The sequence below is a fragment of the Delftia sp. BGA-UO-ETr-SB1 genome, assembly GCF_059567865.1.
In genome coordinates this window covers 419008-443695 of the sequence record NZ_JCAQOW010000006.1, presented here as the reverse complement: position 1 = coordinate 443695, position 24688 = coordinate 419008, and the positions used below count along the sequence as shown (strand labels likewise).

Annotated in this window: 24 protein-coding genes and 1 pseudogene; 13 read left to right on the top strand and 12 right to left on the bottom strand. The window is 65.0% G+C overall.

The genetic code is table 11. The annotated features are described in order from the left end of the window. Nucleotides 1-69: 69 nt before the first annotated feature. Both rbp (AC57B5_RS20865) and rbp (AC57B5_RS20860) read left to right on the top strand, forming a co-directional pair. Complete coding sequence (gene rbp / locus AC57B5_RS20865) at nucleotides 70-444, top strand: RNA-binding regulator (protein WP_012207843.1); 375 nt, start codon at nucleotides 70-72, stop codon at nucleotides 442-444. A gap of 255 nt (nucleotides 445-699) precedes the next feature. Then, entirely contained in the window at nucleotides 700-1233 is a 534-nt protein-coding gene (gene rbp, locus AC57B5_RS20860; protein WP_071953977.1) for an RNA-binding regulator, read from the top strand. A gap of 105 nt (nucleotides 1234-1338) precedes the next feature. Here the strand turns inward: rbp (AC57B5_RS20860) and AC57B5_RS20855 are convergent, their stop codons facing one another. Genes AC57B5_RS20855 through AC57B5_RS20840 form a run of 4 tightly spaced genes read right to left on the bottom strand, consistent with a single transcriptional unit; the run spans nucleotide 1339 to nucleotide 4356 of the window. Continuing rightward, nucleotides 1339-2139: an SDR family oxidoreductase gene (locus AC57B5_RS20855; RefSeq protein ID WP_013804805.1), complete on the bottom strand. Its 801-nt coding sequence runs from the start codon at nucleotides 2137-2139 to the stop codon at nucleotides 1339-1341. 41 nt (nucleotides 2140-2180) lie between these two features. Then, the gene (gene lptC, locus AC57B5_RS20850; protein WP_013804806.1) at nucleotides 2181-2798 is read right to left on the bottom strand and encodes an LPS export ABC transporter periplasmic protein LptC; all 618 of its coding nucleotides are present in this window, start codon (nucleotides 2796-2798) and stop codon (nucleotides 2181-2183) included. Next, nucleotides 2795-3355, bottom strand: a complete 561-nt coding sequence (locus AC57B5_RS20845) for a KdsC family phosphatase (protein WP_012207847.1) — start codon at nucleotides 3353-3355, stop codon at nucleotides 2795-2797. Before AC57B5_RS20845 ends, lptC begins: the two co-directional genes overlap by 4 nt. Further along, on the bottom strand, nucleotides 3355-4356 hold the full coding sequence (locus AC57B5_RS20840) for a KpsF/GutQ family sugar-phosphate isomerase (protein WP_013804807.1): 1002 nt from the start codon (nucleotides 4354-4356) through the stop codon (nucleotides 3355-3357). The genes AC57B5_RS20845 and AC57B5_RS20840 overlap by 1 nt, the downstream gene beginning before the upstream one ends. Nucleotides 4357-4453: 97 nt before the next feature. Between AC57B5_RS20840 and AC57B5_RS20835 the strand changes: the two genes are divergently transcribed. Further along, nucleotides 4454-5011, top strand: a complete 558-nt coding sequence (locus AC57B5_RS20835; protein WP_012207849.1) for an adenine phosphoribosyltransferase — start codon at nucleotides 4454-4456, stop codon at nucleotides 5009-5011. Nucleotides 5012-5028: 17 nt separating this feature from the next. Here AC57B5_RS20835 and AC57B5_RS20830 read toward each other — a convergent pair whose 3' ends face one another. The 7 genes from AC57B5_RS20830 to rpmH all read right to left on the bottom strand — a co-directional run bounded on the left by AC57B5_RS20830 (nucleotide 5029) and on the right by rpmH (nucleotide 10874). Then, entirely contained in the window at nucleotides 5029-5781 is a 753-nt protein-coding gene (locus tag AC57B5_RS20830; RefSeq protein WP_496400253.1) for a hypothetical protein, read from the bottom strand. Between the two features lie 176 nt (nucleotides 5782-5957). Further along, nucleotides 5958-6437: a Crp/Fnr family transcriptional regulator gene (locus AC57B5_RS20825; protein ID WP_013804809.1), complete on the bottom strand. Its 480-nt coding sequence runs from the start codon at nucleotides 6435-6437 to the stop codon at nucleotides 5958-5960. A 218-nt stretch (nucleotides 6438-6655) separates the two neighbouring features. After that, nucleotides 6656-8077, bottom strand: a complete 1422-nt coding sequence (gene mnmE / locus AC57B5_RS20820; RefSeq protein ID WP_496400252.1) for a tRNA uridine-5-carboxymethylaminomethyl(34) synthesis GTPase MnmE — start codon at nucleotides 8075-8077, stop codon at nucleotides 6656-6658. A 98-nt stretch (nucleotides 8078-8175) separates the two neighbouring features. Beyond that, entirely contained in the window at nucleotides 8176-9888 is a 1713-nt protein-coding gene (gene yidC, locus AC57B5_RS20815) for a membrane protein insertase YidC (protein ID WP_012207853.1), read from the bottom strand. Beyond that, entirely contained in the window at nucleotides 9885-10175 is a 291-nt protein-coding gene (yidD, locus tag AC57B5_RS20810; RefSeq protein ID WP_012207854.1) for a membrane protein insertion efficiency factor YidD, read from the bottom strand. The genes yidC and yidD overlap by 4 nt, the downstream gene beginning before the upstream one ends. Further along, complete coding sequence (locus AC57B5_RS20805; protein WP_043796529.1) at nucleotides 10172-10681, bottom strand: ribonuclease P protein component; 510 nt, start codon at nucleotides 10679-10681, stop codon at nucleotides 10172-10174. Before AC57B5_RS20805 ends, yidD begins: the two co-directional genes overlap by 4 nt. Before the next feature lie 58 nt (nucleotides 10682-10739). After that, on the bottom strand, nucleotides 10740-10874 hold the full coding sequence (rpmH, locus tag AC57B5_RS20800) for a 50S ribosomal protein L34 (RefSeq protein WP_012207856.1): 135 nt from the start codon (nucleotides 10872-10874) through the stop codon (nucleotides 10740-10742). Between the two features lie 414 nt (nucleotides 10875-11288). Between rpmH and dnaA the strand changes: the two genes are divergently transcribed. From dnaA to AC57B5_RS20775, 5 genes and pseudogenes are all read left to right on the top strand, one after another. Then, nucleotides 11289-12695, top strand: a complete 1407-nt coding sequence (gene dnaA / locus AC57B5_RS20795; protein ID WP_012201941.1) for a chromosomal replication initiator protein DnaA — start codon at nucleotides 11289-11291, stop codon at nucleotides 12693-12695. 121 nt (nucleotides 12696-12816) lie between these two features. Further along, nucleotides 12817-13935, top strand: coding sequence for a DNA polymerase III subunit beta (gene dnaN / locus AC57B5_RS20790; protein WP_012201942.1), 1119 nt, complete (start codon nucleotides 12817-12819; stop codon nucleotides 13933-13935). A 202-nt stretch (nucleotides 13936-14137) separates the two neighbouring features. Beyond that, a complete protein-coding gene (gyrB, locus tag AC57B5_RS20785) occupies nucleotides 14138-16717 on the top strand; it encodes a DNA topoisomerase (ATP-hydrolyzing) subunit B (protein WP_012201943.1) in 2580 nt (859 codons plus the stop codon). Between the two features lie 31 nt (nucleotides 16718-16748). Beyond that, a pseudogene (locus tag AC57B5_RS20780) lies at nucleotides 16749-16904 on the top strand (ATP-binding protein); the annotation flags it as partial. Nucleotides 16905-16942: 38 nt separating this feature from the next. Beyond that, nucleotides 16943-18448, top strand: a complete 1506-nt coding sequence (locus AC57B5_RS20775; RefSeq protein ID WP_496400251.1) for an ATP-binding protein — start codon at nucleotides 16943-16945, stop codon at nucleotides 18446-18448. A gap of 667 nt (nucleotides 18449-19115) precedes the next feature. On the opposite strand, the gene AC57B5_RS20770 is transcribed toward AC57B5_RS20775, so the two are convergent. After that, nucleotides 19116-20045, bottom strand: a complete 930-nt coding sequence (locus AC57B5_RS20770) for a LysR family transcriptional regulator (RefSeq protein ID WP_012201944.1) — start codon at nucleotides 20043-20045, stop codon at nucleotides 19116-19118. Between the two features lie 239 nt (nucleotides 20046-20284). Here AC57B5_RS20770 and AC57B5_RS20765 point away from each other — a divergent pair, with 239 nt between their 5' ends. From AC57B5_RS20765 to AC57B5_RS20745, 5 genes are read left to right on the top strand one after another with little or no spacing between them, the layout of a single operon-like run. After that, nucleotides 20285-21073, top strand: coding sequence for a 5-oxoprolinase subunit PxpA (locus tag AC57B5_RS20765; RefSeq protein ID WP_496400250.1), 789 nt, complete (start codon nucleotides 20285-20287; stop codon nucleotides 21071-21073). A 53-nt stretch (nucleotides 21074-21126) separates the two neighbouring features. Beyond that, nucleotides 21127-21375: an acetyl-CoA carboxylase gene (locus AC57B5_RS20760; protein ID WP_012201946.1), complete on the top strand. Its 249-nt coding sequence runs from the start codon at nucleotides 21127-21129 to the stop codon at nucleotides 21373-21375. 11 nt (nucleotides 21376-21386) lie between these two features. Then, nucleotides 21387-22784, top strand: coding sequence for an acetyl-CoA carboxylase biotin carboxylase subunit (locus AC57B5_RS20755; protein WP_496400249.1), 1398 nt, complete (start codon nucleotides 21387-21389; stop codon nucleotides 22782-22784). Further along, a complete protein-coding gene (locus tag AC57B5_RS20750; RefSeq protein WP_012201948.1) occupies nucleotides 22781-23692 on the top strand; it encodes a 5-oxoprolinase subunit B family protein in 912 nt (303 codons plus the stop codon). Before AC57B5_RS20755 ends, AC57B5_RS20750 begins: the two co-directional genes overlap by 4 nt. After that, entirely contained in the window at nucleotides 23682-24659 is a 978-nt protein-coding gene (locus tag AC57B5_RS20745; protein ID WP_496400248.1) for a 5-oxoprolinase subunit C family protein, read from the top strand. The genes AC57B5_RS20750 and AC57B5_RS20745 overlap by 11 nt, the downstream gene beginning before the upstream one ends. Nucleotides 24660-24688 lie beyond the last annotated feature (29 nt).

Below are 24688 nucleotides of genomic sequence, written 5' to 3'. Positions count from 1 at the left end.
CTAACGTTGTCATCCCGTGTTGACTCCCTAGGGCTCCATCGCGTTTTCCAGTTTTTTCAGGAGTCCTCCATGGGCAACAAGCTTTACGTCGGCAACCTGCCGTACACCTTCCGTGACAGCGATCTGGAGCAAGCCTTCAGCGAATTCGGCGCCGTCAACAGCGCCAAAGTGATGATGGAGCGCGACACCGGCCGTTCCAAGGGTTTCGGCTTCGTCGAAATGGGCAGCGATGCCGAAGCACAAGCTGCTATCCAAGGCCTGCACGGCCAAAACCGCGGCGGCCGTGACCTGGTGGTCAACGAAGCCCGTCCGATGGAGCCCCGCGCTCCCCGTAGCGGCGGCTTCGGCGGCGGCTTTGGTGGTGGCGGCGGTGGCGGCGGCTTCGGCGGCGGCAACCGTGACGGCGGCTACGGCGGTGGCGGCGGCCGTCGCAACAGCTACTAAGCACTCGCTTAGAGCTTGCGTTAGCAAAAAAATGGGGCCTTCGGGCCCCTTTTTTGTTGCCAAACGTTATCAGCTTGTGTTTTCGAGCATTTATCTTTTTGATTTTTGTGCTTCATAATTTGGTTTCGGGCAGACCCGTTCGAACGCTATGTGTTTAGGAAGGTTGGACAGGCTCTTGTATACAAAGAACCTGATGTCTGTGCGTCCTGAAGCCGAGCGCAAACCAGTGAGCATTGAGGAGTTGAGGAGTTTTTGATGGGCAATAAGCTTTACGTCGGCAACCTTCCCTATGGTGTGCGTGACAACGACTTGGAGCAGGCATTCAGCCAGTTCGGCGCTGTCACCAGCGCCCGGGTCATGATGGAACGCGACACAGGCCGCTCCAAGGGATTCGGGTTTGTCGAAATGGGCAGCGATGCCGAGGCGCAGGCAGCCGTTCAAGGCATGAATGGCCAGCCATTGGGCGGGCGCAGCCTCGTGGTGAACGAAGCGCGCCCCATGGAGCCTCGTCCCCCGCGCTCGGGCGGCTTTGGTGGCGGCGGCGGTGGTGGCGGCTATGGCCGTGGTGATGGCGGCGGCGGTGGCTACGGTGGCGGTGGCCGCGGTGATGGCGGAGGCTACGGACGCAGCGATGGCGGCGGCGGTGGTGGCTATGGCCGTGGTGACGGCGGTGGTGGCGGCGGCTACGGCGGCCGTGGCGATGGTGGTTTCCGCAGCCCCTATGGCTCCGGCCCCCGCAATGGCGGCCGTGGCGGCGGCTGGGGAAACAACAATAACAACGGAGAATGAGACCCCGGTCTCCCATGTTCTCCCAAACAAGAAAAGGCTCCTTCAGGGAGCCTTTTTTGCGGGTGCAAGTTTATGCATGAACATATTCCCTGAGCACGACGAGCTTCAGGGATTTTTCGAATGACGATGTTTGCGCTTTCGTCCTACAAGCAGCCGATCAAACAAGGGGTTTGGCAGAATTTTCATCAAACGGCCAACCCACGCCATTTGCCAGGGGATGATGGCCAGGCTGCGCCCGGCATCAATGGAACGCCAGGCCCTTGCAGCAAACTCATGGGGCTGCAATAGGAATGGCATGCCATAGCGGTTACCGCGTGTGAGGGGTGTATCTACATAACCAGGAAGCAATGTAGTGACTTTTACGCCACTACTGCGCAATTCACCGCGAAGGCTTTCGCAATAGGCAATGACTGCAGCCTTGCTGGCGCAATAAGCACCATGTCCCGGCAGGCCGCGCAGCCCGGCCACGCTGGCGATACCGACCAACTGCCCGCTTCCACGCCGCACCATGGGCGCGATAAAGGGATGGAAACTGGCCGCCACGCCCATGGTGTTGACGGCCAGCACCTGCTGCATGGTGTCGATATCCTCGCGCATCGAGGTGTCCACACCCCAGCTGACGCCGGCATTGGCAATCACGACATCGGGCAGGCCCTGCTGCTGCTCACAGCGCCGGGCGGCAGCGATGATGCTGTCGGGCACGGCCACATCGGCCTCGTAGATGGCGAAGCGCGACGCCTCCAGGCCCTGCTGCGCAGCCCATTGCGCCATCACGTCGCCACGCCGTGCAACCAGTGCCAGCGACCAGCCTTGCTGGTAGGCATGCCAGGCCAGGGCCTGGCCTATGCCGCTGGATGCGCCGGTGATGAAGGCCAGGGGTGCCGGGCTGCGCGAGGATGTCGTCATGGCTTGTTCTCCATCGGCAGGCCTGCGCTTGCGCTGGCGCCTTACTTGGTCCTGGACGGCTGCAGGGTGCCGCGCACGCGGCCCTGCAGCTTCATCACCAGATCCAGGTTGCTGTACTGCATGCTGTCGGCCGTGAAACGGTCCTTGTCACGGGTCAGCACCACGGGCTGGTTGGAACTCACTCTTTCCTCGTTGGGCCAGGCGTGCAGGAATTCGCCCTGGAATTGCAACTGCGGCTGCGGTTGTTTACCTGCTGTCACAAATGGCTCGCGCGTGACGACGGCATTGCCAAACATCTGCACCTCGGAACCATCGGCATTGCTCAGCGCCCGCTTGGCGCTGCCGCGCGTGATGCGGCCTTCAGGCGAGACCGCGAACATGCGCACGTTGTCGATTTCGAGGGTGTCGGTATCCGGATAGTGGCGGCCCATGCTGCCCTCGATCTGGCTCTTGAGCCGCCCCGTGGCGTCGAAGCTCTTGATCGAGAAATCCTTCATGAAGTAGTCGGGCTCATGCGCCACGGCCTTTTCGGTGCCGCTGGCCACGGGCTGCGGTGCATTGCGCACCAGCCACCAAGTGCCCAGCGCCAGCAGGCCCATCAGCAGCACGGGCAGGTACAGGGAAAGCCGGTCACCGACGCGGCGCCAGGCCTGGATCATGATGCGTATTCCGCCAGCAGTCCGGCATAGGCGCCACGCGCAGCCAGCAGCAGGTCGCACAGCTGGCGCACCGCCCCTTCGCCACCGCTGCGCGGCGTGATCCAGTCGGCCACGGCCAGCACCTCGTCATGGGCGTTGGCCGGCGCGCAGGCAAAGGCGGAGCGCCGCATCACGGGCAGGTCCGGCCAGTCGTCGCCCATGGCTGCCGCCTGGTGCCACTGCAGGCCCAGCTCGCCCAGAATGGCCTCGGCGGCAGGCACCTTGTCTTCCGTGCCAAAGCGCGCATGCGTGACGCCCAGGTTGCTCAGCCGCAGGCGCAGGGCCGGCGAATCGCGGCCCGTCACCACGGCGGGCGTGATGCCGGCCTTTTGCAGCAGCTTCAGGCCATGGCCGTCCAGCGTGTTGAAGCGCTTGAGCACCTCGCCTTCGCCAGAGAACAGCAGGCCGCCATCGGTAAGCACACCATCGACATCGAAGAAGGCCACCCGCACATCCTGTGCCAGCAGCAGCAGTTGTGCGTCCCAGTTCTGCACGGGCGTCAAAGGAGCGCGTGCCATCAGATCACCTTGGCGCGCATCAGGTCGCGGATATGGACCACGCCGCGCAGCTGGCGCTGCGCATCGGCCACCAGCACCGCGGTGATGCCGTGCTCCTCCATCATGCTGGCGGCGTCCACGGCCAGCGCGTCTTCGGCGATGGTGCGGGGCCCCTTGTGCATGACATCGCCGGCCTGCAGCGCGCGCAGGTCCGTGCCGGCCTCCACGCGGCGGCGCAGGTCTCCGTCGGTGAAGATGCCCTGCAGCACGCCTGCCGCATCGACGATGGCCGAGCAGCCCAGGCCCTTGGCGCTCATCTCGCGCATCAGTTCGACAAAGCTGGCATCGGCCCCGACCTTCGGCAGCTCATTGCCGCTGCGCATGACATCACGCACATGGGTCAGCAGCTTGCGGCCCAGCGCGCCGCCCGGATGGGAGCGCGCAAAGTCCTCGGCGCCAAAGCCGCGCGCATCGAGCAGGGCCACGGCCAGGGCGTCGCCCATGGCCATCTGCGCCGTGGTGCTGGCCGTGGGCGCAAGGTTCAGGGGGCAGGCCTCGCGCTCGACACGGGTGTCCAGCACCCAGTCGGCATGGCGGGCCAGCGTGGATTGCGCGCCGCCGGTCATGGCCACCAGCGCAATGCCCTGGCGCTTGATGGCCGGCAGCAGCGCAGCGAGCTCATCGGCCTCGCCGCTGTTGGACAGCGCCAGCACCAGGTCGATGCCGGTCACCATGCCCAGATCGCCATGGCTGGCCTCGGCCGGATGTACGAAGAACGCAGGCGTGCCCGTGGAAGCCAGGGTGGCGGCCACCTTGCGCCCGACATGGCCGCTCTTGCCCATGCCCATCACGACGACGCGGCCGGACAGCCGCAGGATGCGCTGCACCACTTCGCCGAACACGCCATCAAGGCGCTGCGACATGGCTTGAAGGGCATCGGCCTCGATGCCCAGGGTGTCGCGGGCCAGGCGCAGGGCACGGGGCGTGTCCAGCGCATCCAGGGTGGCAGCATCAGAATTCATCTGGATGATTTTAGGCGGTCTGGCCATCCGGCGGCGGCGGTCGCCATCGGGCGCCTGGGTACACTGGCCCGTCTTCTCCAGCCCCCGATCCAGCGCCATGCATACCACCCCCAGCGTCAACGACTACCTGCGCACGCACATACGCACCGTTCCCGACTGGCCGGCGCCCGGCGTGCAGTTCCGCGACATCACGCCGCTGCTGCAGGACCCGCAGGTCTTTCGCGTGATGACCGACGCCTTCGTGCACCGCTACATGCAGCGCGGCATGCGCCCCGATGTGGTGGCCGGGCTCGATGCGCGCGGCTTCATCCTGGGCGCCGTGGTGGCCCACGAATTGGGCGTGGGATTTGTACCCATCCGCAAAAAGGGCAAGCTGCCCTTCACCACGGTGGAGGAAACCTATGAACTCGAATACGGCAGTGCCACCGTGGAGCTGCACACCGACGCCGTCAAGGCGGGCGACCGCGTGCTGCTGATCGACGATCTGATCGCCACCGGCGGCACCATGATGGCCGGCAAGCGGCTGCTGGAAAAACTCGGCGCCACCGTGATCGAGGGCGCGGCCATCGTGGACCTGCCCGAGCTGGGCGGCTCCACCTTGCTGCGCGATAGTGGACTGCCGCTGTTCACGCTGGTGGATTTCGCCGGCCACTGAGCCAGGCCGCAGCCCGGTCAGCGCAGTTCGCCGTACTGGGTGACGCCCAGGTCCAGGTGGTCCAGCGTGCTGTGGGGAAAGTCCGCACCGCGATCGCCTGCGCCCGGCCCGAGCAAGGGGCCCGAGCGGCGCACACCAGCGGGAGCCGCTGCAGCAGAGCCTGCAGAACCCGCTCCCCGCCCGGCTGCGGGCATGGCTGCCACGGCGAGCTTGAAGGCCGCCATTTCCTGATCGTCTATGGGTTCGAAGGGCGCCATGTCCTGCCTGCGGCGCTGGGGCGCTGCCGCCTCCATCGAGGCCGCCAACGGGACGGCCATGGGCGGAGCGGGACGCGGGGCGCGCGTCGCAGCGGAATGCACCTGGGCTTGGGCCTGGGCTGCAGCGTTCTGGTCGCTGACCCGCCAGTACACGGCCGTCACGACCGCACCCATACGGGCCTTGGCCGCCTGGGCCAGCATGGCCTCGATCTCGCTGAGCCGCGCGGTTTCGCTGGCATAGGCCCGCGCCAGGTCCATCATCACCACGAAGCGCTGACCCACGTTGTCCAGCGAGAGCACCTTGAACTTGTAGCTGGCCGACAACACACCGGCACGCACCATGACATCGCGCACCACACCGTAGAGCTGCTCACGGCGCTCGGAACGCTCGCTGCGGCGCCCGCCGGGCCCTGCATCACGACGCGCCACGGCACTGGCCTGGCCATCGTCTCCGGGCGAACCACGGCCCTGCTCCGGCACAGGCTTGCGGGAAAACCAGTTGAACACAGACATGGGGGCTCTCATTGTCACGAATAGTCACAAACTCGCGGCATTGTGCCTGCAACTTTGCGACATTTCGAGCACGGGCGCAGCAAAACCGCTGTATCAATTTGTCGCAGCGCAAAGGCCGGCCTGTCACCGCCCCGCGCCCGCAGAGCGCCCCGCCCCAGGTGCTGCCCGGGAGCCTTTCAGGTACTGGCCACCCGGCGGCGGCTGTCCACCGCACGGCGGGCAAGCACCTGGCCGGCCGCCATGACCAGGGCCAGCGCCACACCGGGCTGGCGATTGCTGAGTTCGGCGAAGCGCATGGCCGTCAAGCACCAAAGCCGTCCCGGCGCAGCCGCCTGCACGGTGGCATGGCGCGCACGGTGGGCGAAGAAGGCGCCCTCGCCCAGGATGGAGCCCGGGCCGACGATGGCCAGGCGGATGCGCTCCTTCGCATCCTGGTAGTGCACGCTGAGGCTGCCGGACTCCACGAAGTACAGATTGCGGTCCAGCGAACCTTCGGCAAACAGCAGCTCGCCCGCCGCCAGCATGACCGGCACCAGGTAGGGCGCCAGCAGATCCCATTGCTCCAAGGTCAGCGCGTTCTGCACACCATCGACAGCCACGGCCGACGACATGGCCTGGGCCAGTGGCCGCAAATCATTGTGGGAGGAAGAAGACATGGCGGATCCGGTTCGAAGTGGGCCGCGCACCCGCGCCAGGGCTGCGCCCGGCGGCAGGCAGCGACGAGGGCCGCTGCGGCACGCCGCATGCTAAGCGACGGCAGCGGGCACGCCAATGCCGGCAAGCGGGTTTTCGACGGCAAATTTTGTAGCAAAAGATAAGTATTGCAGCAACTCTGCTGGCTGTGCGAATGGGTCGAGGCCATCCGCCAGCCCGGTCACTTGCCGATGCAGAAGCTGGAAAAGATCACGCCCAGCAGATCGTCGGAGCTGAATTCCCCGGTGATGGAGTTCAGCGAGACCTGGGCCAAGCGCAGTTCCTCGGCCAGCAAGTCCAGGTGGGCGGCCTGGGCCGCCAGCTGCAGCTCTGCCTCCTGCAGGTGGGCGGCCACGGCCTGCAGTGCCTCCACATGGCGCGCGCGCGCCAAGTACAGGCCTTCTGGGGCGGACTGCCAGCCGGCCACGTCCAGCAGGCGCCGGCGCAGGGCATCCAGGCCGTCGCCCGTGCGTGCCGACAGTGCCACGCTGCCTTCACGGCCGCCATGCGCCTGCATCTGGGCGGGTTCCGCGCGATCGGTCTTGTTCCAGACGTCGATGACGGGCACCTGGCGCGGCAGCTTCTGGGCCAGGGTTTCGGCAATGGCGGCATCGGCCGCCAGGTAGTCGTGCTCGCCCATGCGTGTGAGGTCGTGCAGGAAGAGCACGGCATCGGCCGCGGCGATCTCGTCCCAGGCGCGCGCGATGCCGATGCGCTCGACCTCGTCGCTGCTCTCGCGCAGGCCTGCCGTGTCGATCACATGCAGGGGCACGCCCTCGATCTGGATGGTCTGCTGCACCTTGTCGCGCGTGGTGCCGGCAATCGGGGTGACGATGGCCAGCTCCGCACCGGCCAGCGCGTTGAGCAGCGAGCTCTTGCCCGCGTTGGGCTGGCCCGCGATCACGACCTTGATGCCTTCGCGCAGCAGCGCACCCTGGTGGGCGCGCGACAGCACCTGGTCCAGCTTGCCACGCAGCCGCGCGAGCTGGCCGCTGGCATCGGCCTTTTGCAGGAAGTCGATCTCTTCCTCGGGAAAATCCAGCGTGGCCTCGACCAGCATGCGCAGGTGCACCAGCGCATCGCGCAGGCCATGGATTTCCTCGGAAAAAGCGCCCGACAGCGAGCGGCTCGCACTGCGCGCGGCGGCCTCGGTGCTGGCGTCGATCAGGTCGGCAATGGCCTCGGCCTGGGCCAGGTCGATCTTGTCGTTGAGAAAGGCGCGCTCGGTGAATTCACCGGGCTGGGCCAGGCGCAGGCCCGGCAGCACGCTGCGTTGGTCTTCGCCAGAGGCTTGTGCAGCCTCCAGGCAGCGCGCCAGCAGCAGTTGCAGAACGACGGGGCCGCCGTGGGCCTGCAACTCCAGCACATCCTCGCCGGTATAGCTGTGCGGCGCCGGGAAGAACAGGGCCAGGCCGTGGTCGATGGGGCCACCCTGGGCATCGCGAAACGGCAGATAGGTGGCCTCGCGCGGCTTGAGGTCGCGCCCGCACAGCGCCCGCACCAGCGGCGCCACGCCCTTGCCGGACACACGCACGATGCCCACGGCACCCCGCCCCGGGGCGGTGGCGATGGCGGCGATGGGGTCGTTGTGGCGGGGCAGCATGGATGGAGCTTTCTTGGGAGGGATTTCAGGCCGCCGATGATAGGCCGCCCATGAAAAAGCCCGCCGAAGCGGGCTTTGGAGCAAGGGCCTTCGCAGGCTTACTTGGCCGGCGTGGACTTGCCGAATTTGGGCAGGTTGAACTGCGGCGGCACGCCCATGCGGGTGTTGATGATCCACTGCTGGGCGATGGACAGGATGTTGTTCGTCAGCCAGTACAGCACCAGGCCGGCCGGGAAGAAGAAGAACATCACGCTGAAGACCAGGGGCATGATCCACATCATCTTGGCCTGCATCGGATCCGGCGGAGCGGGGTTCAGCGCGGTCTGCAGCAGCGAGGACAGGGTCATCAGCACGGGCAGGATGAACAAAGGATCCTTGGCCGACAGGTCGGTGATCCAGCCGATCCAGGGCGCGTTGCGGATTTCCACGCTGGACAGCAACACCCAGTACAGCGCGATGAATACCGGGATCTGGATGATGATGGGCAGGCAGCCGCCCATGGGGTTGACCTTTTCCTCGCGGTAGATGCGCATCATCTCCTGCTGCATCTGCTGGGGCTTGTCCTTGAGGCGCTCACGCATTTCCATGATGCGCGGGTTGATGGCCTTCATCTTGGCCATCGACGAGTAGGCCTTGGCATTGAGCCAGTAGAAGGCGATCTTCAGCAGCAGCACCAGGGCCACGATGGACCAGCCCCAGTTGCCCAGGAAGCCGTGCAGCTTGTCCAGCAGCCAGTACAGCGGCTTGGCCAGGATGGTCAGCCAGCCATAGTCCTTGACCAGCTCCAGCCCGGGCGCCAGCGATTCCAGGCGCTTTTCGATCTGGGGACCGGCGAACAGGCGCGCTTCCACGCTCTTGCTCTGGCCAGGCTCGATGGTGCCCACCGGCGTGATCATGCCGACGGCGTAGAGGTTGTTGTCCACCTTGCGCAGGAAGTTGTCGCGCTGGATGCCCTCGGCCAGCAGCCAGGCGCTGGCGAAGTAATGCTGGACCATGGCCACGTAGCCGCCCGAGGACGACTTCTCGACGCTGGCCTTGCCGCTCTCGATGTCCTTGAACTCGACCTTCTGGTACTTCTTCTCGTCGGTGTAGACGGCCGGGCCCGTGAAGGTGGAGTACATGGTGGACTGTTCGCCTTCGGGCTTGTTGCCGTCGCGCACCAGTTGCAGGTACAGCTGCGGGCTCACGGCCGCCGTGCCGGTGTTCACCACTTCATGGCGCACGCCGATGTCGTAGGCGCCGCGCTTGAGCGTCCAGATCTTGACCAGCTTCACGCCACCCATGTCGGGCGACTCGAAGCGCAGTTCCATCTGGTCCTCGCCGTCCTTGAGCTCGCGCGCGCCGGGCAGCGCGGTCATGGTCGTCTTGTGCGTGGGGAAACCGCCGCCGATCAGGCCCGACTGGCCCAGGTACACGCGGTGCACGCTCTCGTCGAACAGCACCACGGGCTTGTCCTTGTGCACGGAATCCGCGTACTTGAGCAGCTCGGCATGGCGCAGCGTGCCGCCCTGGCTGTCGAAGGTCAGGCGCAGCACGTCGGTGCTGATGGTGACGTTCTGGCGCGGGGCTGCCTCGGGCGCGGCGGCAGCGCCGCCAGGCACTTCGCCGGCACCGGCCGTTGCCGCAGCAGCCGCCGAGGGCACGCTGGCATCGCCGGGCGCCTTGCCCGTTTCAGGTGCCGGGGCCGTGGCGACGGCAGGCGCGGGGAAGAAAGTGGCCTTCTTGCCGCTGTGCACTTGCCATTTGTCCCATAGCAAGACCAGCGAAAAGCCAAATATCACCCACAGGATGGTGCGGCGAATATCGTTCATGAAGACTTCTTAGGTGAGGAAGGTTGGGTGTTTTCGGGCGCAGCCGTCAGGCTGGTGAACAGCCTGGGCTTTTGCTCTGGCACAGGGTCATGCCCCCCGTCACACCACGGATGACAGCGCGCCAGGCGGCGCAGCGTCAGGTAGGAGCCTACCGCAGCGCCGTGTTGCTCCAACGCTTCAAGGGAATAAGCAGAGCAGGTGGGCGTGAAGCGGCAGGCCGAGCCCAGCCAGGGACTGAGCATCAGCCGATAGCCGCGCACCAGCGCCATCAGCAGCCGCTGCATCATGGCGCAACCCCGATGCTCTCGCCAGCGGCTGCGGCGCGCTCCTGTGCGGGCTGCGGCAGCTCGGTCGCTGGCTGCGACAGGCGTTTCGCCGCATAGGCGAACAACTGCTGCAGCTCGGCGCGCACGGCCTGCCGGAGCACATCAGAAGTGGCGCTCACGAACTGGCGCCGGTCAAAGCCCGAGCGCAGCCGCACCACATGGGCGCCTTGGAGCATCAGGGTCTCATGCTCGCTGCCCACGGCATAGATCTGCCGCTTGATGGTGTGTCGCGTCACCGAACGGCGCGCCCAGCGCTTGGGCACCATGGCGCCCAGCCAGGCATCCTGGCGCACGGCGCCAACGCCGAACAGGGCCTGCGGGTCTTGCGACCCGGGCCCTGTCGGTGGCGCCATGGCGCCGCCCTGCTCCGTCAGAACGAGACGGTGCAGGGCGAAATGCGCGGTACGCGATACCGTACCGGCAGCCATGGCGGCCTGAAACTGCGGACGTGTTTTCAGCCGTTGCATGCCAGCACCCCGTTCAGGGGTTCAGTGCAGCGAGCAAACCGCCCAGCAATGGCTGGCCTTAGACGGCCAGACGCTTGCGGCCCTTGGCGCGGCGAGCGTTGATCACGGCGCGGCCGCCCTTGGTCTTCATGCGGACCAGAAAGCCGTGGGTGCGGGCGCGACGGGTCTTGGAGGGTTGGTAAGTACGTTTCATGTTGGTTCCTAGAGAAGGTTCAGTTTTGCACCGGTCCCGTATCCGGCACGCTACACGCAGTGCAGCCAGCAGCCGCCACAAAGGCAAACCGCCAGGCCACCTGCCAAAAATCTGCACGATGCACTTGCCATGTGCAGCCCAAGGAGCAACCGCGAGGGGTTTCGCCAAAGGCCGCCAGCGGCAGCATGCAGACCCGATGCAGACGGGCGGGACATATCACCCTGAACACATTCAGGGAAACCCGCGATTATCACAGCGTTGTCTACTTGATGCAATGCCCTTCGAACCCGAAGGATGCCTGCCCATTTTGCGACAAGGCGGAGGACAAGCTCCTGGTATTTTGTGGATAACTTCCGCAAAAGCTACAATGGCAGCCTCGCAACAGTTCCTCCTATCCACAACTAGACTTCGACAATGACAGAGGAACCTACGAACGATGCAGGCCAGGGCCTGTGGCAAGTCTGCGTTGAGCAACTGGGGCAGGAAATGCCCGAACAGCAGTTCAACACCTGGATCAAGCCCCTGACCGCGCACGTCGCCGAAGACTTCTCCAAAGTCACCGTCTACGTGGCCAACCGCTTCAAGCTCGACTGGATCCGCGCCCAATATGCAGGCCGCATCTCGGCCATGCTGGAGTCGCTCTATGGCCAGCCGGTGACGCTTGAGTTGGCACTCGCTCAGCGGGAAAGCGTTGTGCGGACTTACGTCCGCCCCTCCTCCAGCGAGCGCTCGGCCCCGCCGGAAACCATTGTCACCTCGGTGCCCACGGTCACCAGCGAAGACGCGGCAGCGCCCGTCTTTCGCACGCGCCTGAACGCCGCACTGACCTTCGAGACCCTGGTGGAAGGTACGGCCAACCGCATGGCACGCTCGGCCGCCATGCATGTGGCGGGCTCGCCCGGACACCTGTACAACCCGCTGTTCATCTACGGCGGCGTGGGCCTGGGCAAGACCCACCTGGTGCATGCCGTGGGCAACAAGCTGCTGGCCGACAAGCCCGACGCCAAAGTTCTCTACATCCATGCCGAGCAGTTCGTCTCGGATGTGGTCAAGGCCTACCAGCGCCGCACCTTTGACGAATTCAAGGAGCGTTACCACTCGCTGGATCTGCTGCTGATCGACGACGTGCAGTTCTTCGCCAACAAGGACCGCACGCAGGAGGAGTTCTTCAACGCCTTCGAGGCGCTGCTGGCCAAGAAGAGCCACATCGTGATGACCTCGGACACCTATCCCAAGGGTCTGGCGAACATCCACGAGCGGCTGGTATCGCGCTTCGACTCCGGGCTGACGGTGGCCATCGAGCCGCCCGAGCTGGAGATGCGCGTGGCCATCCTGATCAACAAGGCCCGCGCCGAGAACGCCGAGATGCCCGAGGAAGTCGCCTTCTTCGTGGCCAAGAACGTGCGCTCCAACGTGCGCGAGCTCGAAGGCGCGCTGCGCAAGATCCTGGCCTATTCGCGCTTCAACCAGAAGGAAGTCTCCATCCAGCTGGCCCGCGAGGCCCTGCGTGATCTGCTGTCCATCCAGAACCGCCAGATCAGTGTGGAGAACATCCAGAAGACGGTGGCCGATTACTACAAGATCAAGGTGGCCGACATGTACAGCAAGAAGCGCCCGGCCAGCATCGCCCGGCCGCGCCAGATTGCCATGTACTTGGCCAAGGAATTGACCCAGAAGAGCCTGCCCGAGATCGGCGAGCTGTTCGGCGGGCGCGACCACACCACCGTGCTGCACGCGGTGCGCAAGATCGCCGGCGAACGCCAGCAACTGACCGAGCTGAACCAGCAGCTGCACGTGCTGGAGCAAACTCTCAAAGGTTGATGAAAACTCCCCCATTCTGGTCGTATGTACGCGGCAAAATGGGGGATTCGAGCGGCAAGAGGGGGCTCATTTGTGAGCCGCCGCTCCTACCGAGACCCGCATCCTTAAATCAGAGGTTGACATGATCGTCCTGAAAGCCACACAAGACAAAGTTCTCGCGGTCCTGCAATCGGTGTCCGGCATCGTCGAACGCCGCCACACGTTGCCCATCCTGGCCAACGTGCTGATCAAGAAGACCGGCAACGCATTGCAGCTGACCACCAGCGACCTGGAAATCCAGATCCGCACCACCGCCGAGCTCGGCGGCGACACCGGCGACTTCACCACCACCGTGGGCGCGCGCAAGCTGATCGACATCCTCAAGACCATGCCCGGCGACCAGACCGTGAGCCTGGAGACCCAGCAGGCCAAGATGGTGCTCAAGGGAGGCAAGAGCCGCTTCACGCTGCAGACCCTGCCGGCCGAGGACTTCCCGCTGGTGCAGGAGGCTGCGGCCTTCGGCCCTTCCTTCAGCGTGCCGCAGAAGGTGCTCAAGGACCTGCTGGGCCAGGTCTCCTTCGCCATGGCCGTGCAGGACATCCGCTACTACCTCAACGGCATCCTGTTCGTGGCCGAGGGCAAGCAGCTGTCCCTGGTGGCCACCGACGGCCACCGCCTGGCGTTTGCAAGCAGCCAGCTGGACGTGGAAGTGCCCAAGCAGGAAGTGATCCTGCCGCGCAAGACCGTGCTGGAGCTGCAGCGCCTGCTGTCGGATGCCGGTGGCGAGAACCAGCCCCACATCGAGATGCAGTTCGCCAACAACCAGGCCAAGTTCACCTTTGGCGGCATGGAGTTCGTGACCAAGCTGGTCGAGGGCAAGTTCCCCGACTACAACCGTGTCATCCCGCGCAACCACACCAACAGCGTGACCCTGGGCCGCGCCCCGCTGCTGGCCAGCCTGCAGCGCACGGCCATCATGACCAGCGACAAGTTCAAGGGCGTGCGCCTGACGGTGGAACCCGGCACCTTGCGCGTGGCGTCCAACAACGCCGAGCAGGAAGAGGCCATGGACGAGCTGGACATCGACTACGGTGGCGACACCATCGAGATCGGCTTCAACGTCACCTACCTGATCGACGCCCTGTCCAACATGAGCCAGGACATGATCAGGATCGACCTGCAGGACGGCAACAGCTCGGCCCTGCTGACCATCCCCGAGAACGACAGCTTCAAGTACGTCGTGATGCCCATGCGCATCTGACCGCGCGCCACACGACACCGATGCCTGACACATTGCGCAGCCCCTGCACCCGCCGCCCGGTGGCACAAGCCGGTGCACGGTGCGCAACCACCCTACCCGACTCGTAGCCCGCAGCGCGCGTCCCTACGCACCGCGCCAGCGGCCGAATCGAACATTTTCAAGCGAAGCGACAGCTTCCGACGGAACTACCCCAGGGCCTTCCATGACCGACGAGAACAAGCCAGAAAACCAGACCATTGCCCCCGAAGGCTCAGACTCCAGCGGCTATGGCGAAGGCGCGATCCAGATCCTCGAAGGCCTGGAGGCCGTGCGCAAGCGCCCCGGCATGTACATCGGCGATACCTCCGATGGCACGGGCCTGCACCACCTGGTCTTCGAAGTGGTGGACAACTCCATCGACGAAGCCCTGGCCGGCTACTGCGACGACATCCTGGTCACCATCCATGCCGATGGCTCCCTGTCCGTCATCGACAACGGCCGCGGCATCCCCACGCGCGTGAAGATGGACGACAAGCACGAGCCCAAGCGCTCGGCGGCCGAGATCGCCCTCACCGAACTGCACGCGGGCGGCAAGTTCAACCAGAACAGCTACAAGGTCTCGGGCGGCCTGCACGGCGTGGGCGTGTCCTGCGTGAACGCGCTGTCCATCTGGCTCAAGCTCAACGTGCGCCGCGACGGCGAGGTCTACGAAATCGACTTCTCGCGCGGCCACGTGCAGAACCGCCCGATCGAGATCGTGGACGGCGTCGAGGTCTCGCCCATGCGCGTGGTCGGCAAGAGCGACAAGCGCGGCACCAAGGTCCACTTCCTGCCCGACACGGAAATCTTCACGCAGAACCATGAGTTCCGCTACGAGATCCTGGCCAAGCGTCTGCGCGAACTGTCCTTCCTGAACAACGGCGTGCGCATCCGCCTCAAGGACGAGCGCGACGGCCGCGAAGACGACTTCTCCGGCGCCGGCGGCGTCATGGGCTTCGTGCAGTTCATCAACGCCAACAAGAAGGTGCTGCATCCCACGGCCTTCCACGCCAACGGCACGCGTCCTGCGGAAAGCTACGGCGGCATCCCCGGCACCGAGATCGGCGTCGAAGTCGCCATGCAGTGGAACGACAGCTATGCCGAACAGGTGCTGTGCTTCACCAACAACATCCCGCAACGCGACGGCGGCACCCACCTGACGGGCCTGCGCGCCGCCATGACGCGCGTGATCGGCAAGTACATCGAGCAGAACGAACTGGCCAAGAAGGCCAAGGTCGAGGTCAGCGGCGACGACATGCGCGAAGGCCTGTGCTGCGTGCTGTCCGTGAAGGTGCCCGAACCCAAGTTCAGCAGCCAGACCAAGGACAAGCTGGTCTCCAGCGAAGTGCGCGCGCCCGTGGAGGACATCGTCGCCAAGGCGCTGACCGACTACCTGGAAGAAAAGCCCAACGACGCCAAGATCCTGTGCAGCAAGATCGTCGATGCCGCGCGTGCCCGCGAGGCCGCGCGCAAGGCCCGCGAGATGACGCGCCGCAAGGGCGTGCTCGACGGCATGGGCCTGCCCGGCAAGCTGGCCGACTGCCAGGAAAAGGACCCGGCGCTGTGCGAGATCTACATCGTCGAGGGTGACTCCGCCGGTGGCTCCGCCAAGCAAGGGCGCGACCGCAAGTTCCAGGCCATCCTGCCGCTGCGCGGCAAGATCCTGAACGTGGAAAAGGCCCGCTACGAAAAGCTGCTGACCAGCAACGAAATCGTCACCCTGATCACGGCCCTGGGCACCGGCATCGGCAAGGCCACGGCCGAATCGGGCAAGAGCGGCAGCGACGACTTCGACCCCAACAAGCTGCGCTACCACCGCATCATCATCATGACCGACGCGGACGTGGACGGCGCCCACATCCGCACCCTGCTGCTGACCTTCTTCTACCGCCAGATGCCGGACCTGGTCGAGCGCGGCCACATCTACATCGCCCAGCCGCCGCTGTACAAGGTCAAGAACGGCAAGGAAGAGCTGTACATCAAGGACGGCCCCGCGCTCAACCAGTACCTGCTGCGCATCGCGCTGATGAATGCCAGCGTCAGCACCGGCGGTGCCAACCCGCGCACGCTGGACGGCGAGGAACTTGCCAAGCTGGCCAACATGCACCTGGCCGCCGAGACCGTCATCGACCGCCTGTCCAACTTCATGGATGCCGAGGCCCTGCGCGCCATCGCCGACGGCGTGCAGATCACGCTGGACAGCATCGAGGCGGCCCAGGCCTGTGCCCCCATCCTGGAGGCCAAGCTGCGCGAGTTGACCACCACGGGCGTGCCCGCCGAGGTCACGGCCGAAATCGACCCGGTCTCCGAAAAACCCGTGCTGCGCATCAGCCGCCACCACCACGGCAACATCAAGAGCTCCATCCTCACCCAGGAGTTCGTGCGCAGCCACGACTACGCCGCGCTGGCCGACGAAGCCCAGAACTTCAACGGCCTGCTGGGCGAAGGCGCCAAGGTCACGCGTGGCGAAGGCGAAAAGGCCAAGAGCGACAAGGCCGGCGACTTCCGGCAGGCCATGCAATGGCTGCTGCACGAAGCCGAACGCACCACGGCCCGCCAGCGCTACAAGGGCCTGGGCGAAATGAACCCCGAGCAGCTGTGGGAGACCACCATGGACCCCACCGTGCGCAGCCTGCTGCAGGTGCAGATCGGCGACGCCATCGAGGCCGACCGCGTGTTCACCATGCTCATGGGCGATGAAGTGGAGCCACGCCGGGAATTCATCGAGACGAATGCGCTGCGGGCGGGCAATATCGACGTGTAAGGCCTAGGCATATCGCTTCCGCTCTCGCCTCATGACCCACAGCCTGCCTCGCGCCGAATCGCTGACGGTCGAGTTCAAAAGCGATCTGAAAAAACTCCCCGACCGCGAGCTGATCGAGGCCCTGGTCTGCCTGGCCAATGCCGAAGGCGGCGAGTTATGGCTAGGCGTGGAGGACGACGGCAGGCCTACAGGCCTACAGGCCTGCATGCCGAGCACCGCAATCTGGTGGGCCTGGCCGGACTGGTGGCGGCGCGCACTTCGCCTTCGCTGCGGGTGCACGTGGAGGCTGTGGAGGCCGCCGACCTGTCCCTCGCACGCATTGCCGTGCCCAAGGCGCCATCGGTGGTGGCCACGGCGGCCGGCGTATACCTGCGTCGGCGACTCAAGCACGACGGCACACCCGAGTGCGCCCCCATGCTTCCGCATGAGCGAGAAAGCCGTGCCAGCAGCCTTGGTCTGACGGATGTATCGGCCCAGCCAGTGGTCGGAGCCACACTGGCAGACTTGGACCCGCTGGAACGCGAGCGCCTGCGCCAGTGGGTACAGCAATACGGTGGCGACAGGGTGTTGCTGGAGCTGGACGATGAAGCACTGGACGGTGTGTTGGGCCTGACGGCACGCAAGCCCGATGGCACGCGTGTGCCGACGCTGACCGGCCTGCTGCTGGTAGGACGGGAAAGCTCACTGCACCATTGGGTGCCCACGCATGAGTTCGCCTTCCAGGTGTTGGCACAGCAAGCTGTGCGCTTCAATGAGTTCCGTCGCTTTCCGCTGCTGAAGGCACTGGACTGGCTGGAGACCAATTTCCGTCCCTACAACCCCGAGGAGGAAATTCAGGTTGGCCTGTTTCGCGTGCCAGTGCCAATGGTGGATATGGCAGCCTTTCGCGAGGCCGTGGCCAACGCCCTGATTCACCGCGACTACCACCACCTGGGTGCGGTACATGTGCGACTGGAAGACGATGCGCTGGCGATCAGCAACCCCGGCGGGCTGGTGGATGGGGTGACGCTAGCCAATCTGCTGGTGACTGAGCCACGCCCGCGCAACCGCGCTCTGGCCGATGCCATGAAGCGCATTGGCGTGGTGGAGCGTTCGGGACGTGGTGTGGACACAATTTTTCGCGGCATGCTCAAGTTCGGCCGCCCGAGTCCCGACTATTCGCGCACCGATGCCCACAGCGTGGTACTGCGCCTGCCCACCGAACCCGCCGACCAGGAATTCCGCCGCCTGGTGGTGGAAGAGGAAAAGCGCAGAACGGCAGAGTTACCGATAGACAGCCTGATCGCCTTGGCCGCGATTCGTGCACTGAAGCGGGTTACAGCCGATGAACTGGCAGAACGCATTCAGCGCGATGCCGCCAGTGCCAAACGAACGCTGGAGGCGCTGACAGAGGCAGGGCTGGTACAAGCCCATGGCCACACCCGGGTGCGCTGCTATACGTTGTCGGCCTCTGTGTATCGAGCTACTGGTGATAAGGCAGGCTATACCCGCCAAGCTGGTTTCGCCCCGATACAGCATGAGCAAATGGTGCTGAGTTACGTGCAGCAGCACGGGCAAATCCGCCGAGCAGAGATCATGGGCTTGTGCCACCTGAGTGAAGGGCAGGCCAAGGACTTGCTGAAACGGATGCAGGGATCGGAGTTGCTGCGGCTGGAAGGTGCAGGGCGTGGAGCGTTCTATCGGATGGGAGAGCGCGGGCAAAAACGGATGAAAACGGATGAAAACGGATGAAAACGGATGAAGAGCATCCGATTGTGGCGACGCGAGAGCGCTAGCGGGCATGTGATCCTTCCTCGCTTGCGCACACACGATGGGTCAAAACGCCCGCAACTCAGGCAGCCATTTGCTCTATGGCAATACTGGCGGGCTGCCTGAACAGCAACAACTGATTCACGGGTGACTGCATCAGCTCCAACAGCTTGGGCTTTTTTCCATGAACGCCCTCTCCCTGCTGGAGCCCAAGCGCCAGCAACCGCTTCTCGGTGCAGCTGATTCATCAGCGCCCGGTAGCTCTGCCAAGCACCTGCTCATACTTCGTGGCGCCCGTCTGCAAGATCTGCTGTGCCAGCCGAGGCTTGCCCGCACGTGCGGCCAGCAGATGCCCACCCGGGAATGTGCGCGTTCAAACACCTTGCGCGTCATGAAGCCTGTGCACGGCATGGCGCCAAGAGCAATGGCCAGCCCGGGATCAGCATGCCACTGATACCCGGGCACCAGCGCATCGCCAGATCAAGCGTGAAAAACAAAGGCTGAAAGAGAATGTCGATCGATCCAAGAATCGCCGGCATTCTTCACCCAGGCCATGAAGTGATGCCTCAATTGATGCATTCGCATGCGCGGGAAATTCGGAGCAAGCCGTTTTGCTGAATGCAGAAACGGGCATGTCCGACCAACGACATCAACCGCCGGGCCTTCTTCTGCCTTGATGCACGACCGGCTCGAGAAACAACTGCCGAAAGTAGTCGCGAAACGCCGTCATCGCTGGGGAAAATTCGATGCCTTGCTTCCACCCAAGCCCGATGTTCATCGTCGGCACGGCGTCGCGCAGACTGATGGTTTCAATGCGCTTTCCCTCCAGCGACCAAGGTCGATAAACCATATCCGAGAGAACGGTCACGCCAAGGCCATTCGCCACGGTGCTGCGCACTGCTTCTACCGAGCTCGTGCGCAGCCTGATCTGAGGCTGGTACGGCGTCTTGCTCCAATATTTCATTGCAGTGCCCGCAGCCTCGTCCACGGTGAGCAGGATGTAGGGCTCGGCAGCCACATCGGCCAGCGTGACTTCCGCCTTTTCGAGCAGCGCATGCTTGGCCGGCACCCACAGTCGGCGTTGCGAGCCAAAGAATGTCTCGAGCGACAGCTCGCGCAGCACCACATTGGACGTGAGCAGTACTCCCATGTCGTATTGCTGCGTGATCAGCCCCTCCTCAATGGCTTCACGCACTACTTCGTGCACCTTGACCTTGATCTGCGGATGCAATTGCTCGAAACGCTGAAGGTGATGGGGCAAGAAGTAGCCGAGCACCGTGTAGGTGGCGGCAATGGTCAGCGTCCCCTCGACATTCACTCCCTCATGCGGCATGCGGATCGCCTCGTCGGCAGCAGAGAGCACGGCATAGGCATGGCTCAGAAAACGCCGTCCGGCCCGGGTCAGTTCCACGCCATGAGGCTGTCGCTCAAACAGCTGCTGCCCCAGCATTTCCTCCAGCTCCCGGACTGCCGTGGTCACCGCCGATTGCGAGATGTTGAGTTGCAGCGCCGCATGGGAGATGCGACCCACTTCGGCCACCGCCGTGAAGTACTTGAGCTGGCGAAGGGTCAGAGACATGGTGCGGTCTTCCTGGGGTATTTACTTATCTCTCAAAAATTACATGCCAGCGCGCGCAAATCCGATACCGAGGATTCACTGATCTGCAGGGTAGCGTTCATTGCAGGCAGTCGGCGCATCTGTTTTTCAGATATCGCATCGCCTGTAAATAATGCTTTTCAGCCGATTTTCAGCTCACTAATCTTCACCTTGTCCCGCATTGCTGCCATCTGGCCGTGCCAACAACACAAGGCAAAAACGTGAAGAAGACGCTGATTGATCTGAACTCCGACATGGGCGAAAGCTTCGGTCCATGGGCCATCGGCGATGGTGTGGACCAGGAATTGATGCCGTTGATCAGCTCGGCCAATATCGCCACAGGCTTTCATGCGGGTGATCCGAACATCATGCGCAAGACGGTGTTGTTGGCCCGGGAAAACGGCGTGGGCATCGGCGCGCACCCGGGCTTTCGCGACCTCGTGGGCTTCGGGCGCCGCCATATCAATGCACCGGCCGACGAGCTGGTGAACGACATGGTCTACCAGCTCGGCGCGCTGCGCGAATTCGCGCGGCTGGCCGGCATGACGCTGCAGCACATCAAGCCGCACGGCGCGCTCTACATGCATGCGGCGCGCGACGAGGCGCTGTCGCGCGCACTCGTCACGGCCCTGCAGCAGATCGAACCGACGCTGCGCCTGTTCTGCATGGAATCGTCCGTCACCTTCCAGGTGGCGTGCGAATTGGGCCAGCCCGTGGCGCGCGAGTTCTATGCCGACCGCGACTACGACCTGAGCGGCTCCATCGTCTTCACCCGCAGCGTCGGCGCGCTCGACCCCGAGGCCGTGGCCGCCAAGGTGCTGCGCGCCTGCACCGAAGGCGTTGTGCGCACGGTCGAAGGCCAGGACCTGGCGATCGGCTTCGACTCGGTCTGCATCCACAGCGATACACCTGGCGCGCTGGCGCTCGTACAGGCCACGCGCCGCGCACTGGCCGAGCACGGCATCGAAGTTGCAGGTTTTGCCGGTGCGGCTGCGCCGGCGCAGCCTTGAGTTTTCCGTTCTTCCCGCTTTCGTTCCTGTTCCCGCTTTCCAGGAGTGCATCAATGCCCGCTACCCATGAAGTCCTCAGCCCGCTGCCGGGCACCTTCTACCGCCGTTCGGCGCCTGACGCGCCGCCATTCAAGGCCGAAGGCGACACCGTGGCCGTGGGCGATGTGATCGGCCTGGTGGAGGTGATGAAGCAGTTCAGCGAAGTCACGGCCGACGTGGCCGGACGGCTGCGGGGCTTTGCCGTGGAGAACGGCGAACCCGTCGATCCTGGCCAAGCGCTGGCCGTCATCGAAACGGCGTGAGGCCCCGGACCATGACCGCCGCATTCGACAAACTGCTCATCGCCAACCGCGGCGAGATCGCGGTGCGCATCATCCGCGCCGCGAAGGAACTGGGCCTCAAGACCGTCGCCGTCTACAGCGACGCTGACGCGCAAGGCCTCGCGGTGCGCATGGCCGACGAAGCCGTGCGCATTGGCCCGGCGCATGCCACCAGGAGCTATCTGAGCGTAGACGCCATTCTTGAAGCGGCAGCCGACAGCGGCGCCGGCGCGGTGCATCCGGGCTACGGTTTCCTGTCGGAGAACGCCGCGTTCGCCGAGCGCATCGAGGCCGCGGGCCTGGTGTTCGTCGGCCCGACGCCGCGCGCGATCCGCACCATGGGCGACAAGGCCGCCGCGCGCGCCGCGGCCATGAAGGCCGGCGTGCCCACCGTGCCCGGCAGCGTGGGCGTGGTGACAGACGCCGACACCGCCGTCGCGCTGGCAAAGGGCGTCGGCTACCCCATCATGATCAAGGCCTCGGCCGGCGGGGGCGGGCGCGGCATTCGTGTGGCTCACGACGAAGCCGAGCTGCGCCAGCAGTTCGCCACCGCCACGGCGGAAGCGCAGGCCGCTTTCGGCAACGGCGAGGTGTACCTCGAACGCTTCATCCGCCAGGCGCGCCACATCGAGGTGCAGATCCTGGGCGACGGCCAGCGCGTGGTTCACTGCTTCGAGCGCGAATGCTCGCTGCAGCGACGCCGCCAGAAAGTGTGGGAAGAAGCGCCCTCGGCCGCCATCAGCGAGGCCACGCGCGCGGCGCTGTGCGAATCGGCGCTGCGGCTGGCCCATGCCGTGGCCTACCGCGGCGCGGGCACGCTCGAATACCTGTACGACGACGACACGCGCGAGTTCTTCTTCATCGAGATGAACACGCGCATCCAGGTCGAGCACCCCATCACCGAGATGATCACCGGCATCGACCTCGTGAAGGAGATGCTGCGCATCGCGCTGGGCCAGCCGCTGCGCCTGCAGCAGGAAGACATCCGGCTGACTGGCGCGGCCATCGAGGTGCGCATCAACGCCGAGAACGCCGCGAAGAACTTCATGCCAAGCCCGGGCCTCGTGTCGCAGCTCGTGGTGCCGGGCGGCCCCGGCGTGCGCTTCGACACCATGCTGTTCCCCGGCTGCACCGTGCCGGCGTACTACGACTCGCTGCTGGGCAAGCTGATCGTGCACGACACCGATCGCGCCGGTGCGCTGGCCCGCATGCGGCGCGCGCTCGACGAGCTGCAGGTCGAAGGCATCCACACCACGATCCCGCTGCACCGCGCACTGTGCGAGGACGCGGGCGTGGCGCAGGCCGCATTCCACACGGGCTTTCTCGAAACCTGGCTGTCGGTGAATCCGCTGGCCGACGCACCCACTCCACTTGCGGAGGTGACCGCATGACCGCTGCCAGCACCCTCCCCACCCAGGCCCGCTACAGCTTCGGCGGCGACGAGCACCTGTTCGTCGAGATCAGCGAAGAGATGTCGCTGCCCGCGTTCTTCAAAGGCATGGCGATCTGCAACGAGCTGCGCCGCCGCGCACAGGCGGGCGAGATCACGGGCGTGACCGAGATCTGTCCCGCCAACGCCGCCTACCTCGTGCGCTTCGATCCCGATGCGATCGCGCCCGACGCACTGCTCGCCACGCTCAAAGATATCGAAGCGGGCCTGGGCGATGCCGACCTGCAGATGCAGACGCGCATCGTCGAGATTCCCGTGCTCTACAACGACCCGTGGACGCACGAGACGCTGATGCGCTTTCGCGAGCGGCACCAGGACCCGTCGGGCACCGACATCGAGTACGCGGCGCGCATCAACGGCCACGTCTCGGTCGAGGCCTTCATCGAGGCGCACTCGTCGGCGCCCTGGTTCGTGTCGATGGTCGGCTTCGTGGCCGGCCTGCCCTTTCTGTTCCAGATGGTCGAGCGCCAGCGCCAGATCCAGGTGCCCAAGTACCTAAGCCCGCGCACCGACACGCCCAGGCTCACGCTGGGCCACGGCGGTTGCTTCAGCTGCATCTACTCGGTGCGTGGTGCGGGCGGCTACCAGATGTTCGGTGTCACGCCCGCGCCCATCTTCGACCCGGCGCAACGGCTGTCCTACCTGAAGGAGCTGATGGTGTTCTTCCAGCCCGGCGACATCGTCAAGTACAAGCCCATTGACCGCGCCGAGTACGACCGCCAGATCGCGCAGGTCGAGGCCGGCACCTACGCGCTGCGCATCGCGCCAGTGTCGTTCTCGCTCAACGATTTCCTGGCCGACCCGGGCGGCTACAACCAACAGCTCCTGAAAGTGCTCCATGGCGATTGAAGTGCTCAAGCCCGGCCTCGCGACCAGCGTGCAGGACGCCGGCCGCCCCGGCTACTACCACCTGGGCATTCCGCTGTCGGGTGCGCTCGACCAGCAAAGCCTGGTGCTCGCAAACCTGCTCGTCGGCAACGACGAAGGTGCGGCCGTCATCGAAAGCACGCTGCTCGGGCCCGAGCTGCAGTTCGACGCGCCCGCGCTGGTGGCCGTGACCGGCGCCGACGCGAAGATCAAGCTCAACGGCAATGAGGTGCCACGCAATACCGCATTCGCGGTGCAGTCCGGCGACAGGCTCGGCTTCGACTTCATGAAGCTCGGCGCGCGCATGTGCATCGCCGTGGCCGGCGGCATCGACGTGCCGGTGGTGCTGGGCAGCCGCTCGACCTACGGCCTGGGCGCATTCGGCGGCTTCAACGGACGCAAGCTGCTGGCCGGCGACAGACTGCCCGTGGGTGTACCGTCAGCCACCGCCCGCGCGGGTCGCACGGTGCAGGCCGCATTGCTGCCGGTGCTCGACAAGGAAGTGGTCCTGCGTGTGCTGCCGGGCATCTACTTTCACCGACTGCAGGAGGTGTCGGTGCAAAGCTTTTTTGCCGACACCTGGACCGTCGGTTCCGAGGCCGACCGCATCGGCTACCGCTACAAGAACGGCACGCCGCTGAAGTTCCACGAGCGCACGCCGCCATTCGGCGCGGGCGACGACCCGTCGAACATCGTCGATGCGGGCTACCCATACGGTTCCATCCAGGTGCCGGGCGGACGCGAACCGATCATCCTGCATCGCGACGCGGTCTCGGGCGGCGGCTACGCGATGGTGGGCACCGTGATCAGCGCCGACATGGATCTCATCGCCCAGATGCAGCCAAACCACAAGGCACGCTTTGTCGAAGTCGATATGGCGCAGGCGCTCGAAGCGCGCGCCGAGCGGCGGCGAAAAATCGAGCGCTTGCGCGCAGCGCTCGCGGCCTGAGCGCGACCCTCTTCGTCCCTCTCAAGAGA

Bases quoted from the DNA above. Each gene is read 5' to 3' on its own strand.
- AC57B5_RS20830 (WP_496400253.1), bottom strand. From the start codon at position 5,781: ATGTCTGTGTTCAACTGGTTTTCCCGCAAGCCTGTGCCGGAGCAGGGC.
- AC57B5_RS20770 (WP_012201944.1), bottom strand. From the start codon at position 20,045: ATGTCTCTGACCCTTCGCCAGCTCAAGTACTTCACGGCGGTGGCCGAA.
- rbp (WP_071953977.1), top strand. From the start codon at position 700: ATGGGCAATAAGCTTTACGTCGGCAACCTTCCCTATGGTGTGCGTGAC.
- AC57B5_RS20755 (WP_496400249.1), top strand. From the start codon at position 21,387: ATGACCGCCGCATTCGACAAACTGCTCATCGCCAACCGCGGCGAGATC.
- rbp (WP_012207843.1), top strand. From the start codon at position 70: ATGGGCAACAAGCTTTACGTCGGCAACCTGCCGTACACCTTCCGTGAC.
- dnaA (WP_012201941.1), top strand. From the start codon at position 11,289: ATGACAGAGGAACCTACGAACGATGCAGGCCAGGGCCTGTGGCAAGTC.
- AC57B5_RS20805 (WP_043796529.1), bottom strand. From the start codon at position 10,681: ATGCAACGGCTGAAAACACGTCCGCAGTTTCAGGCCGCCATGGCTGCC.
- AC57B5_RS20825 (WP_013804809.1), bottom strand. From the start codon at position 6,437: ATGTCTTCTTCCTCCCACAATGATTTGCGGCCACTGGCCCAGGCCATG.
- AC57B5_RS20845 (WP_012207847.1), bottom strand. From the start codon at position 3,355: ATGGCACGCGCTCCTTTGACGCCCGTGCAGAACTGGGACGCACAACTG.
- rpmH (WP_012207856.1), bottom strand. From the start codon at position 10,874: ATGAAACGTACTTACCAACCCTCCAAGACCCGTCGCGCCCGCACCCAC.
- AC57B5_RS20835 (WP_012207849.1), top strand. From the start codon at position 4,454: ATGCATACCACCCCCAGCGTCAACGACTACCTGCGCACGCACATACGC.
- dnaN (WP_012201942.1), top strand. From the start codon at position 12,817: ATGATCGTCCTGAAAGCCACACAAGACAAAGTTCTCGCGGTCCTGCAA.
- AC57B5_RS20760 (WP_012201946.1), top strand. From the start codon at position 21,127: ATGCCCGCTACCCATGAAGTCCTCAGCCCGCTGCCGGGCACCTTCTAC.
- AC57B5_RS20855 (WP_013804805.1), bottom strand. From the start codon at position 2,139: ATGACGACATCCTCGCGCAGCCCGGCACCCCTGGCCTTCATCACCGGC.
- AC57B5_RS20750 (WP_012201948.1), top strand. From the start codon at position 22,781: ATGACCGCTGCCAGCACCCTCCCCACCCAGGCCCGCTACAGCTTCGGC.
- lptC (WP_013804806.1), bottom strand. From the start codon at position 2,798: ATGATCCAGGCCTGGCGCCGCGTCGGTGACCGGCTTTCCCTGTACCTG.
- AC57B5_RS20840 (WP_013804807.1), bottom strand. From the start codon at position 4,356: ATGAATTCTGATGCTGCCACCCTGGATGCGCTGGACACGCCCCGTGCC.
- yidD (WP_012207854.1), bottom strand. From the start codon at position 10,175: ATGATGCAGCGGCTGCTGATGGCGCTGGTGCGCGGCTATCGGCTGATG.
- gyrB (WP_012201943.1), top strand. From the start codon at position 14,138: ATGACCGACGAGAACAAGCCAGAAAACCAGACCATTGCCCCCGAAGGC.
- yidC (WP_012207853.1), bottom strand. From the start codon at position 9,888: ATGAACGATATTCGCCGCACCATCCTGTGGGTGATATTTGGCTTTTCG.
- AC57B5_RS20745 (WP_496400248.1), top strand. From the start codon at position 23,682: ATGGCGATTGAAGTGCTCAAGCCCGGCCTCGCGACCAGCGTGCAGGAC.
- mnmE (WP_496400252.1), bottom strand. From the start codon at position 8,077: ATGCTGCCCCGCCACAACGACCCCATCGCCGCCATCGCCACCGCCCCG.